The following is a 13,435-nucleotide window of genomic DNA, read 5'->3' as shown; positions in this document are numbered from 1 at the left end:
TGACTTCTATTAATACCCCCTAAAGAACAGCGATGGTAAACGGAACGATGATGCAATTCTTCTACGCACACTATCCGGCAGACGGAAGCTTGTGGAATCATGCATGCGAAAAGGCTTCGGAACTGAAAGATCTCGGGATAACCGCCGTTTGGTTGCCACCTGCCAGTAAAGGAAGTGAAGGTGCCAATGCAAGCGGCTATGACGCCTACGATCTCTATGATCTGGGTGAATTCGATCAAAAGGGTTCGGTGCGCACAAGGTATGGTACCAAAGCGGAGTTGCAGAATGCCATCCGCACACTGAATGAAAAAAATATTGGCGTTTACGCTGATGTTGTATTGAACCACAAATCGGGCGCCGACGAAAAAGAAAAGATCAAGGTTTACCGCGTTAATCCTGAAAACCGGAAAGAGTTGATGGGTGAACCTATCGAGATCGAAGCGTATACCCGCTTTACCTTTCCCGGCCGTAAGGGCAAATATTCCCAATTTATCTGGGATCACCGTTGCTTTTCGGGTGTAGACTATGCCGACAATCTGAATGAACAAGCCATTTATACCATCGTGAATGAATATGGAGTCGGCTGGCAACCGGTGGTGGCCCGGGAAAAAGGGAACTATGACTATCTTATGGGTGCAGATATCGAGTTTCGCAATCCCTACGTGAGGGAAGAGCTAAGGAACTGGGGCGCCTGGTTTTTGCAGGAAGCACCCTTTGCGGGCGTCAGGCTGGATGCAGTGAAGCATATGACACCCGGTTTCATTGCCGAGTGGCTCGATTTTATGCGAAACCTGAAACAGGACCTTTTTGCCGTCGGCGAATACTGGGCACCGGAAGACCTGTCGATCATGATGCAATTCATGGAAGCAACCGGTGCGCGTATAGCCTTGTTCGATGCACCCCTGCACAATAACTTATTCACGGCATCCAACCAGGGTAAAGACTATGATCTGCGGCAGGTGCTTAACAACTGCATCCTGGAGAAAAAGCCGGAGCTTGCAGTGACCATTGTCAGCAATCACGATACGCAGCCGCTTGAACTGCTCGAGGCTACGGTTCAAAGCTGGTTCAAACCGCTGGCGTACGCGCTGATCCTGCTGCGTGATAAAGGTTATCCCTGTGTGTTCTACGGAGACCTCTACGGCGGTCACTATTTCAACAAAGGGCCCGATGGCAATGAGCATGAGATCTGGCTGGAAAAGTGCGCGAACCTCGATAAACTGCTCATCGGACGGCAACGTTATGCTTATGGCCTTCAGCGTGATTATTTCGATGATCCCAATTGTATCGGTTGGACAAGGGAGGGAGATGCCGCGCATCCGCGATCGGGATGCGCCGTTATACTTACCAACGGCGACGCCACTGCGAAATCGATGGAAATAGGCGCTTCGCATGCAGGCCGGCTTTTTAGCGACCTCCTTGGCAACCATCCGGCGCAGATCAGGATCGGTGATAATGGATGGGCTGAATTTCCCGTAAGCCCGGGGTCGGTATCTGTTTGGGTGCAGCATGGGCAGCCCCACTAAATATTCCTATTTAAACTACATTTCATGGAACAGGCAGCACAGCATTTATGGTGGCAGACAGGGATCATTTACCAGGTATATCCCCGCTCTTTTCAGGATAGTAATGGAGATGGCGTAGGCGATCTGAAAGGGATCACGCAAAGATTGGATTATCTGAAATGGCTGGGTATAACGGCCGTCTGGGTCTCCCCTGTGTATCCCTCTCCAATGGCTGATTTCGGCTATGATATTTCAGATTATAAAGGGATCCATCCCCTGTTTGGCGGTATGGAAGATTTTGATGAACTGCTTCATGAAGTGCATCAGCGCGGCATGAAACTGATCCTTGACCTGGTGCCAAACCATAGTTCTGATGAACATCCCTGGTTCCTGGAATCCCGTTCTTCCCGCAGCAATCCAAAACGCGACTGGTATATCTGGGAAGATGCAAAAGATGGACATCCGCCAAATAACTGGCTCTCGGTTTTTGGTGGCCCTGCCTGGGAATGGGACGAACACACCGGGCAGTATTATTACCATGCATTCCTTACAAAGCAGCCTGACCTGAACTGGCGCAACCCGGAAGTGCAGAAGGCCATGTTCGATGTGATGCGTTTCTGGCTCGATAAAGGCGTGGATGGTTTCAGGGTGGACGTGATGTGGCATATGATCAAAGATGCCCAATTGCGTGACAATCCGCATAACCCTGAATTCAGGGAACATATGCCGGATTACAGTAAGCTCCTGCCCGTGTATTCTACCGATCAGCCCGAGGTGCATACAATTGTTCAGCAAATGCGCGGCTTACTGGATGCCTATGATGAAAGAGTAATGATCGGTGAGATTTATTTGCCTATCGAGCAATTGGTGGTGTATTATGGGATCGGCGACAACAAAGGTGCTCATTTACCTTTCAATTTTCAGCTGATCAGTTTGCCCTGGGATGCACAGCAGATCTCATCGGCCATAGATGCCTATGAAGGGGCATTGCCGGCCAACGGTTGGCCAAACTGGGTGCTTGGCAATCATGATCAATCGCGCATAGCCAGCCGCATCGGACTGCAGCAGGCCCGGGTGGCCGCCTTGTTGTTGTTAACCCTGCGCGGTACGCCAACCCTCTATTACGGTGATGAGATCGGTATGCAGGATGTTCCCATACCACTCGATGAAGTGCAGGACCCGCAGGGTTTGAATATGCCGGGAAAATATTTAAGCAGGGACCCCGAGCGTACGCCTATGCAGTGGGATAATAGTCAGCATGCCGGTTTTTCAACAGCCAAACCCTGGCTAAGGGTATCCAGAAATTTTCAAGGCCAGAATGTCAATCTGCTGCAACAGGATGAAAGTTCCATACTTAATTTTTATCGCCGGCTCATTCATTTCCGCCAGGAACACCCGGCTTTAATGATCGGCAGCTACAAACCGCTGTACACCGATCAGAAAATGATCGCTTATCTGCGGGAATACCAGGAACAGCGTTTTCTCATTGTGCTGAACCTGAGCCATGGCGTTTGTTATTTTGAGCCGCAGATGCCGGTACATGGAAAAATCGAGATCTCGACACACGCCGAGCTGGAAGGCAGTTTTGTGAAAGGGGCCATAAGTTTAGGGGGAGATGAGGGTATACTGGTACGTTTGCATTAAAGGCTTATTTGAAATTCCTTGCTTCACCAAATAGTTTTGCAGGCGCAGGTCTTTCATCGCCCCGCGAGAGGGTCAATAATGCAGCCTGCTCTTTTTGCGAGGCAGTCAAATGTTTTAACAGCCTGGAAAAATTATAACAGGCAGAAACAATTATATGGATCACATCGCCTTCGATTTGCAGTTTACCTTCCACCATGATCAACCGCGATTGCAGGATCTCTTTGCGGTACAGATCGAAGAGGTTTTGAAAGATCACCAGGTTTGCCCAACCCGTTTCATCTTCAATGGTCATAAAACAAACCCCACTGGCGGTTCCCGGCCGCTGGCGTACCAATACCAGGCCTGATACTTTAACGAGGTCGCCATCTTTCATTGAAGCGAGCTGATTGACCGGTGTAATATGTAACTGCTCCAGTTTTTCGCGGATAAAACTTACGGGATGGGCTTTCAATGAAAGCGATACCGACGCATAATCCTGTACCACATGTTCCCCTTCACTCATGGCAGGCAATTGCACCTGTTCTTCTTTTGCTTCCGCAGGTGGCTGTCCCCTGAACAGTTCAATGGAACTGTCCTTTGCCGAAAGCTCCCATAAGGCCTGGCGCCGGTCGAGCCCCAGTGACCGGAAAGCATCTGCATCGGCCAGCATTTCCAGACAGCTTTGCGACAATCCGGTATCCCGCAGCCCATGAATACTTGTAAAACCAGTATTTCGCTTACTCACCAATACTTCTATATCTTCCCTGCGCATTCCCTTTATTTGCCTGAAACCGATACGCAAAGCGCGGTATTTGCCATCGGGCTCTTCGAGGGAATTATCCCAACCGGAATGATTTATATCCACCGGTCTTACAACTACCCCATGGTTTTTTGCATCTATGACGATCTGTGCCGGTTGGTAAAACCCCATCGGCATGCTATTCAATAATGCACATGCAAACACATCCGGATAATAACATTTCAGCCAGCTGCTCACGTATACCAGCAATGCAAAACTGGCGGCATGGCTTTCGGGGAAACCATAAGATCCAAAACCCTCCAGCTGTTTAAATACCCTTTGTGCAAATTCCATCGGATACCCTCTTTCAGTCATTCCTTTGACCAGTTTTTCCTGGAACCGGGTGATCATCCCCTGCGACTTGAATGTAGCCATGCTCCTGCGCAATCCATCTGCTTCTGCCGGGGTAAAACCCGCTGCTACAATGGCGATCTTCATGGCCTGTTCCTGGAATAAAGGAACGCCTAAAGTACGTCCTAATATTTCCTCCAGTTCTTTAGATGGATACACAACCGGTTCTTCCCCATTGCGGCGGCGCAGGTAAGGATGCACCATATCGCCCTGTATGGGGCCCGGACGAACAATGGCCACTTCTATGACCAGGTCATAAAATGTTTTGGGTTTTAACCGCGGCAACATGCTTTGCTGCGCCCGGCTTTCTATCTGGAATACACCGATGGTATCGGCGCGGGAGATCATTTCATACACCGCCGGATCATCCTGCGGAATATTGGCCAGTGTACAATCGAGGTTATAATGCCGTTTAGCCAGATCAAATGCTTTACGAATACAGGTCAGCATGCCTAATGCAAGTACATCCACTTTCATAAATCCCAATGCATCTATATCGTCTTTATTCCATTCTATGCAGGTACGGTTTTCCATCCGGGCATTGAGCACGGGACAGAGATCTGTCAATTTGCCTTTGGTAATAACAAAGCCGCCCGTATGCTGGCCCAGCTGCCGCGGAAAACCCATGAATTGATTGGTGAGCTGCAACACTTTCAGCAAATGTTGATCCCCCGGATCAAGGCCCTGCTGCAGGAGTGTTTTATGGTCAATCCGTTCTGTGATGGAATCCCAGATGGAACCGGATAACTGGTTGATGGTATCCACAGAAATGCCCATGGCCCTGGCTACATCGCGTAAGGCGCCTTTCTGATGTTGCTGGGTAACCGTGGCTACAATGGCGGCCCGGTCGCGCCCATACTTTTCATACACATACTGGATCACTTCTTCCCTGCGCTCATGTTCGAAATCAACATCAATATCGGGCGGCTCATTGCGGGCGGTACTGATAAACCGTTCAAACAAGAGATCGAATTTCGTAGGGTTTACACTCGTGATGCCCAAACAATAACAAACTGTTGAATTGGCGGCAGAACCCCTGCCCTGGCACAGGATCTGTTTTGAGCGCGCAAATCGAACTATATCATATACCGTTAAGAAATAGGAAGCATACTTCATCTGCTCAATGAAGGCGAGCTCATATTTTATGGCAGCTACTGTTTTTTCAGGGATGGTCTCACCAAAACGTTCATGCGCGCCCTGCCAGCTTAGCAGCGTTAATTCTTCCTGCGGCGTGCGGCCTTCACTGGTGATCTCCTGCGGATATTCGTATTTCAGGGAGTCGAGACTGAAGGTACAGGTCCTGGCTATCTTTTCCGTATTCTCAATAGCATCCGGGAATTGCCTGAACAGCCGCATCATTTCGATTGCTGGTTTCAGGTAGCGCTCTGCATTTGCGTGTAAGCGGAAACCAGCTGTATAGATCGTACATTTCTCACGGATGCAGGTAACAATATCCTGGAGCTCGCGCCGCCCGGGTTCATGATAGTGCACATCATTCACGGCTACCATTGGCGCCCCTACCTCCCTGGATAGTTGTGCCAGCCTCACCATATATTTTGCATCATGTGCATAATAGCGGCGGGAAAGAGCGATGTATAGCTGGTCTTTTATTTCCTGTTTGTACTCATGCAGTGCTGCTATAAACGCATCATCAAACCGGAACTGCTCATTCAGGGCATCGGGCGGCACAACAATAAACTGCAAACCCGCTGACAGTTCATATACATCCGTTTTATTTAAATGGCATTCTCCTTTTTCAGCACGCAGGTTACCCCGGCTCAATAACTGGCAAAGCCTGGAATAGGCAGCAGCATCGGTTGGATAAGCCAGGAGGGATGGGCCATCCTGGAGGTCGAGCCGGCAACCAATGATCAACCGTAGGCCTGCTTTTTTAGCGGCTGCATGCGCCCGTACGATGCCGGCCAGCGTATTGCGATCGGTAATGGCAATTTGTTTATACCCTAAAGCCGCCGCATGCTCCATTATTTCTTCCGGATGACTGGCGCCCCGTAAAAAACTAAAGTTGCTGGTTACCTGTAGTTCTGTATACTCCATAACACCTGTTTATATCATGCAAAAAATCCATGCAGGAACCAACCAACCATTTTTTCCGCATCGTAATGACCACTCCTGAACAGCCAGAACCTTTGTCCCGCCTCGTCTTCCACACAATAATAATCGCGGTGCTCGCCTGCTGTCAGCCACCATTCCTGCTCAATCCGTTCCGGCCCATCGGCCTTTACGATCTTATGCAACCGGCCTTTATACCGGAATAACATAGGTGGGTAATCCGGAATGGGCGCTGTAACCTGTATAGGTTGTGGATGGGCAAGTACATGTATGGGCCTTGGCAGATCCATTCGCCAGTTGTTAGTTGGCGGTTCCTGCAATGAAGTTGACAATCGTATGCTTCGTTCAGGCCAGTAATGCGCATCAGGCAGGTACCGGTGAAAACAATTGGCGCCAAAACGGTCGGTGAAGCGATCTAACAACTCCGCGAGGCGGGTATCCTGCAAGCCGTTGCGCTTTTCCCATAACTTTTCCTGGATGGGAACATGATTTTCTACTTTTACCGCTTCCAGTACAAATAGTTCAATCCCTAATGCAGGTTCAATAGTGGGCAGTTTGTTCTCAAATAATTTAAAGAGGTGCTCACCATGGCGGGAAGGGAAATTAGTACCAATGCTTATTGTTATAATGGCATCATCTACCCGGTGGCAATGCAGGCGCAGGGTCCTGATGCCTTTTTCTTCCTGCTCGAGCCGCTTACATAATTTTTCCAATAGCTGTTGTAATGCGATCTCAATGCCGGAACGGGTAACAATGGGTTCCAGGCAGGGCAAGCGCTCCTGGTAAAGTTCTACCGGTTGAACCGGCTGCATATATTCGGGCTCCATACCAAGGGCCTGGTGCAGTCTTTGCAAAAAAGCCTGGCCGAAACGCCGCCGCAGCGAAGAACGCGGCATACTGATAAAGTCCTGTATTTGATGTAAACCTAATTTATAGAACCGTTCCACCAGTTCCTGTTCAATGCGCAGGGAAGCGGGCGGCAATGGCAGCAATGCGGTCGATTGCATATCCGGCTCAATAACCGGCGATGATCTTCCATAGCGTGCAATGGCCCAGGCAGCGCCAATGGTATCGGCCATGCCAACCCGCAGCTGATAACCGCGGCCATGCAGCCGCTTTATAATGGTTGACAGGTAATCTATATCTCCACCCCATAAATGAGCACATCCTGAAGCGTCGAAGATAAGTCCATCCGGCGCATCGATAGCCACATAGGGAGAAAAGCGGATACACCATTCCGCCAGTTTGCCCAATAATTTTTCATATAGGCCAGGGATATGGTCCAGCACTTCCAGGGAAGGCAGCAGCATGCGGGCGTCTGCTACTACCATTCCTTTTTTGATGCCCTGCTCTTCTGCCGGGTTGCTGGCGGCTGTAATTACCAGCCGGCCATGGTCTTTCACAGCAAGCACAAAAGGAACCGTTTGTAATGCAGGTTGACGTACAATAAACCAATCTGTTTCCAGGTGATGGAACCACAGAGCCACAAAACGCTTTTTCATATCACCCTGTTTTTTTGTGCCATTCAGGAATCATTATCCGGGTATTATGCTTAGCAACGAACTGTTTGTTCATCCAGGCGATCTCCCAGGAACCTGGCCGGCCATTCCGAACTTTTAAGAGCTTCACTTGCCAACATGGATAACCAAGTCCTGGCAGCTCATCGATGGGTATACTGGGCACCGGCGATATTTGCCAGCGACATAGAGAGGCGTTGGTATTGCTGTTGTTTCTACTGGCATTCAGCAGGAATCCGGTGACCCGGCTTTTTTCTACCGCCAGTTGTAAACGCCTGCTTGCCGTAAAATCAAGTTCACGGAGGTCGCCGATCACAGCTGCGAGCCCCTGTAGTTTCAATGCTTCTTCCACCGCCCAGCTTACCTGCTTTTGATTATGCAGATCAATAAAAATGATGCGGTGCGGATCGATATTAAAAAAGGCAAGCGCGGGTGGGAAGATGTTCCGGCCTGCACTGATCCATAACACCACTCCTTCGCGCTGCATTAAAAAGGAAAGGATAGCAGCGATGAATCCTGATGTTGCCGCCTTTTCTTCCGGACTGTTCACCATAAATTCATGGATTGCACCCACCGGGAAACGGGCATTCGGGAATGCGGCATTCACAGGGCCGAGATCAATTTTTATAAACGATTCTCCCCATGCAGATCTATAGCCCTGGAGCGGTAAGATCTCATGCTGAAGCTGCCGGATTATATCGGAATTTGGTTGATTCATGCAAAAGCAAACCTACTAAAATACTTAGCATTCTATACTAAAGGCAATAGGCAGAAAGAATGAATAATACATAATGGTGACGATAAACTATTGGAATATAAATTGCTGACATAACAAAAAAAGGATACATCGTACTTAGAAAATTACATCCTGTACTTTTTTGTCATCAATTGATACTTTTGGCAGGAATTGTAAAAGAAAAAACTAAAGGACAGATGTTATACATTTGTGCCGATTATCATAATCTTATCAATCAATATAATATGTCGAAATTATCTTTGAATATACCACATGCACAAACCCAGGAAGAAGCATTGAGCCGCATAAAACAATTGCTGGGCCGTTTACAGGAAGAACAAAAAGGCACAGTGACCAATGTACAGGAGAACTGGAATGGCCCGAACGGCGATTTCAGCTTTTCTGCCAAGGGTTTTAATATTGCTGGCACTATCCAGGTAAGGGAAAATGAAGTGCAACTGGATTCAGACCTGCCTTTTGCAGTAGCGTTGTTTAAAGGACAAATTGCATCTATAATTACAGAAAAAGCAAAGGCCTTGCTTGCATAAAGTGGAGCTTATGTTAAATATGTGATGCTGGAAAGCGCACCAGTTTGTCCGGGAAGAGTCTACCGTGAAAAAGATTCAGGCACGATCAGCCAGTTAACGGCATTATAGCATAGCCATTGGTAACATGTAGTATTGGGGCCACTTCAGATTTTTTTCAGAATCGCCGTGTTGTTTTGACATTTTAAGAAACTATGCGACTTTTCAAAACCCGGTACTCGGTCCTCTTCAGCTTCATCGTGTTCTTCCTTATTATTTCATTGCTTACCAGGCTTATCTTCCTGGGGCTTTACTTCCATAAAGCCAGCATCACCACCGTCCTGGCCATACCTCTGATCCTGGGCAAGGGACTGCTATACGATACCGCGGTTGCCTTGTTTTTCACGAGCGCTTATGGGGTTTACCTGTTACTGCTGCCGGAAAAATGGAACAGGTCTGCCATTAACAAAGTAATAACGTATACCGGCTCTTTCCTGGTTGTGCTCATTGTCCTGTTCGCCTTTTTTGCGGAGTTTGCTTTCTGGGATGAATTTGAAAGCCGTTTCAATTTTATTGCGGTTGATTACCTGGTATACACTTTCGAAGTGATCAATAATATCAACCAGTCTTATCCCCTCCCCTGGTTGATCAGCGCCATGGTAGCCCTCACGGTACTGGTCTTATTCTTGTTCTATCAACGAAACATTTTTTACGATAGTTTCAAGGCTTTTACCCCGGTAAAACACCGGCTCATCATCACAGGCAGTTTACTGGCCGCAGCGATCGCAGCCTGCTTTATGTCAAACAGCTGGGCCGATACCAGTCCAAATCACTACCAGAATGAATTAGCAAAAGCTGGCATTTTTTCTTTTTTTGCCGCCTTCAAAAGTAATGAGCTGAACTATTATGATTTTTATGCAAAAGAAAACGAAGAAAAGGTTTTTCAGACCGTAAGAACAGATCTGACAGACGAGCTAACGCAATTTGTATCCAATGGGTATAGCATTCGCCGCCGTATTAATAATCCGGGTACAGCACAAAGGCCCAATGTGATCCTCGTGACCATCGAAAGCTTCAGCGCCGATTTTATGCAACATTTCGGGAATACACAAGGCATTACACCTGTACTGGATTCCCTGGCCGACAAAAGTATCCTCTTCACCAACATGTATGCAACAGGCACCCGCACCGTGCGCGGTATGGAAGCATTAACTTTGTGTGTGCCACCAACGCCCGGCAACAGCATTGTGCGCAGGACCGATAATGATAGCCTGTTTACCGTAAGCAGCATCTTCAGAAAAGCCGGTTACCAAAGTACTTTTTTCTATGGCGGCGATGGCTACTTCGATAATATGAATAATTATTTTGGCAACAACGGCTTCGATATCTGCGACAAAGGCGGGCGTATGATCCCTGATGAAGCCATACACGCCAAACGCGCCGTGATCCCAAAAGAGGAGATCCACTTTGAGAATGCCTGGGGTATCTGTGATGAAGACCTGTACAATGCGGTTATTCGCGATGCTGACCGGAAATACCAACATCATCAACCTTTTTTTGATTTTGTAATGACCACCTCCAATCATAAGCCTTATACCTACCCTTCCGGGAAAGTGGCCATTCCCTCCGGTTCAGGCAGAGAAGGTGCAGTGGAATATACAGATTATGCCATTGGACAATTTCTGAAGAAGATACAATCAGCCCCCTGGTTCAATAATACGGTCATCATATTTGTGGCGGATCATTGCGCCAGCAGCGCCGGCAAGAATGAGATCAATGTATCAAAATACCATATTCCCTGTATCATCTACAATCTGGCAAAAGACGGCCGCATTATTGACCAGCATTGCTCCCAGATCGATCTGTTCGCCACTTTATTTGGATTACTCAACTGGCAATATGAAAGCAACTGGTATGGACAAAACGTGCTGTTGCCAGGTTACCAGCCAAGAGCATGGGTGGCCACCTATCAAAAACTGGGTTATCTGCTGCCCGACAAACTGGCGGTCTTAAGTCCGCAACAAAAAAATGCCACCTATCAATGGCATAAACAAACAGATGAGCTCGTGCCCCAAAAAAGCATTGATCAAAACCTGTTGAAACATGCCGTGGCTTCTTATCAAACGGCTTATTACCTGTATAAACACGGAGGGTTGAAAGAATAAGCTTACTGCTTCATATGCTCCTTGCTGATGGCAGCCACTTCTTTAAGCAATAAGGGAAAGGCAGGCTGTGCCATACCACCATGATCAAACCCATCCAGTTCATATAATCTTGTTTTGGTATGGCCGGCCAGTTTCATCATGCGCCATAAATAGGCGTTTTCTTCATATCGCCCCAGCAGTTCCTTTTCGCGGTCGCCGGTAATCAGCAGCATGGGCGGTGCATTGTTCCGGACATGATATAAAGGTGCATATTCATCGATAACCGGTTGTGTACCCTTGATGCCTCGTTCATTGCGGATAGTAAAATGCGTGATCGCCTGGCCGCTGAAAGGAATTAGACCGGCAATACTGTCGGCATCGATCTCATAATGCTTCAAATATTTTTTATCCAGGGTGATCATCGTTCCCAGGTAGGCGCCTGCTGAATGACCGGATACGAAGATCAGCCGCTTATTACCACCATAGCTTTGAATATGCTGATATACCCAGGCAAGGGCCGCTGCGGCATCTTCAATATAGGCCGGGGCTTTTACCTTTGGCGACAAACGGTAAGCTACCCCCACCACCGCATACCCTTTCTCCATCAGGGCTGCGGGTATTTCTTTTTTTCCACCCGTAATACCACCCCCATGCAACCACAGGATGGTGGCAAAGTTCTTTGCACCTTTAGGATAGTAAAGATCCAGTTTACATTGGCTATTCATATAGGCATCCTTATTGGCAACCGATGCAGGATAATAGCTGATATCTTTTTCAGTTACATAAGTTTGCTGTGCCTGCAGGCAGGTTACATGGAAAAGAAGGAGGAATGGTAATAATTTCATTCGAATGTTTTTATATATCCCAGCTTTTGTTAACCGGGAACAATATTACCACATTCGTTCAATTGAAAGCTAAACATTTACCTGTAGACATTCTTCCACAAACGAATGCAGAACAGATAACGGTTAGCTGCAGGGAAAGGGAACATCGCCCTCAAAGCATTGAAGCCCATAGGTATAATTATTTCTATAGGCTAAGTATGACCACCAGGCAATTATTAAAACCCACACTTGCTTTAGGCATCGCCGCGCTGATAGTGGTGATCCTGGTCTATGCCAAACCCTTCTTAATGCCATTGACATTTGCAGGCCTCCTGGCAATGCTGCTCCTGCCACTGGTTAAATGGCTGCAAAAAAAGAAGGTCCCTCATGTGCTGGCGATCCTGCTTGCCATGTTCACATTAGTGGCTTTTTTTGCGGGGATCATTTTATTTACCAGCCTGCAAATGGCCAGTATCGGCCAGGATAGCGCCAAATTGGAACAACAGGTTACTAAAAAATATAATAGCGTTCGCCAGTATATAGAACAGGTGTTCAACATTTCACAGGAGAAGCAAAAACAATTAATTGAAAAGCAACAATCATCCGGCTCCGGTAAAACCGGTTCATTCGTGACTGGTTTTTTGACCGGTTTATTCGGCTTTCTGACAAACGCCGTGTTGACCCTCGTGTATATTTTCCTTTTTCTTTTTTTCCGCAGAAAGCTGAAAGGCTTTATTGTTAAAATGGTGCCGCCAGCGCGCGCTGAAGATGCGCTGAAGACAGTGAATGAAGCACAGAAAGTTTCGCAGCAATACTTAACCGGTCTTTTTTTGATGATCGTTTGCCTGTGGATCATGTATACCATCGGGTTTACCATTGCCGGCGTTAAAAATGCTTTGTTCTTCGCCATCATTTGCGGTTTACTTGAAATAGTGCCCTTTGTGGGCAACCTCATAGGAACAGCGCTCACCTTAAGTATGTCGCTTGTACAGGGCGGAGGTTCCAATGTATTGATCGGTATTCTTGTTACCTACGTACTTGTACAGTTTATTCAATCATACCTGCTGGAGCCTTTGATCGTAGGCGCCGAGGTGCAGATCAATCCATTGTTTACCATTATAGGATTGGTTGCCGGAGAAGTACTATGGGGCATTCCCGGAATGGTACTGGCCATACCGATGTTAGGCATCACCAAAATCATCTGCGAGCATGTGCCCCCGCTTAAACCCTATGCTTACCTCATCGGCAATGAGAAAAAAGAGGACACAGGAGTTAAAAAGAAAGTAAAGACCTTTTTTAAAAACGCAGCGGCTGCCCTGAAAAAAAAGAAGTGACCCAAACG

9 protein-coding genes are annotated in these 13,435 nt (G+C 47.6%); 5 read left to right on the top strand and 4 right to left on the bottom strand.

All coding sequences use genetic code 11. The features are described from left to right. Positions 1-32: 32 nt before the first annotated feature. Positions 33-1,526 (top strand): alpha-amylase, encoded by a 1,494-nt coding sequence (locus JT717_RS13460; protein ID WP_255552972.1) that lies wholly within the window; start codon positions 33-35, stop codon positions 1,524-1,526. Between the two features lie 24 nt (positions 1,527-1,550). Further along, entirely contained in the window at positions 1,551-3,149 is a 1,599-nt protein-coding gene (locus tag JT717_RS13455; protein ID WP_205511002.1) for an alpha-amylase family glycosyl hydrolase, read from the top strand. 4 nt (positions 3,150-3,153) lie between these two features. Here JT717_RS13455 and JT717_RS13450 read toward each other — a convergent pair whose 3' ends face one another. From JT717_RS13450 to JT717_RS13440, 3 genes are read right to left on the bottom strand one after another with little or no spacing between them, the layout of a single operon-like run. Further along, positions 3,154-6,333 carry an error-prone DNA polymerase gene (locus tag JT717_RS13450; RefSeq protein ID WP_205511001.1) on the bottom strand — a complete coding sequence of 1,060 codons (3,180 nt, stop codon included), beginning with the start codon at positions 6,331-6,333 and terminating at the stop codon, positions 3,154-3,156. 14 nt (positions 6,334-6,347) lie between these two features. Then, positions 6,348-7,850 carry a Y-family DNA polymerase gene (locus JT717_RS13445; RefSeq protein ID WP_205511000.1) on the bottom strand — a complete coding sequence of 501 codons (1,503 nt, stop codon included), beginning with the start codon at positions 7,848-7,850 and terminating at the stop codon, positions 6,348-6,350. A 1-nt stretch (position 7,851) separates the two neighbouring features. Then, on the bottom strand, positions 7,852-8,583 hold the full coding sequence (locus JT717_RS13440; protein WP_205510999.1) for an ImuA family protein: 732 nt from the start codon (positions 8,581-8,583) through the stop codon (positions 7,852-7,854). Positions 8,584-8,846: 263 nt separating this feature from the next. On the opposite strand from JT717_RS13440, the gene JT717_RS13435 reads away from it, so the two are divergent. After that, positions 8,847-9,149 carry a polyhydroxyalkanoic acid system family protein gene (locus JT717_RS13435; protein WP_205510998.1) on the top strand — a complete coding sequence of 101 codons (303 nt, stop codon included), beginning with the start codon at positions 8,847-8,849 and terminating at the stop codon, positions 9,147-9,149. Between the two features lie 191 nt (positions 9,150-9,340). Beyond that, positions 9,341-11,290, top strand: a complete 1,950-nt coding sequence (locus JT717_RS13430; RefSeq protein WP_205510997.1) for an LTA synthase family protein — start codon at positions 9,341-9,343, stop codon at positions 11,288-11,290. Between the two features lie 2 nt (positions 11,291-11,292). On the opposite strand, the gene JT717_RS13425 is transcribed toward JT717_RS13430, so the two are convergent. After that, entirely contained in the window at positions 11,293-12,114 is an 822-nt protein-coding gene (locus JT717_RS13425) for an alpha/beta hydrolase (protein ID WP_205510996.1), read from the bottom strand. A 197-nt stretch (positions 12,115-12,311) separates the two neighbouring features. On the opposite strand from JT717_RS13425, the gene JT717_RS13420 reads away from it, so the two are divergent. Further along, complete coding sequence (locus tag JT717_RS13420) at positions 12,312-13,427, top strand: AI-2E family transporter (RefSeq protein WP_205510995.1); 1,116 nt, start codon at positions 12,312-12,314, stop codon at positions 13,425-13,427. Positions 13,428-13,435: the final 8 nt, after the last annotated feature.

It is taken from the genome of Longitalea arenae (assembly GCF_016924755.1).
Lineage (GTDB): Bacteria > Bacteroidota > Bacteroidia > Chitinophagales > Chitinophagaceae > Niastella > Niastella arenae.
Note: the sequence above shows the minus strand (reverse complement) of the source record. Positions and strands in the feature narration are given on the sequence as shown.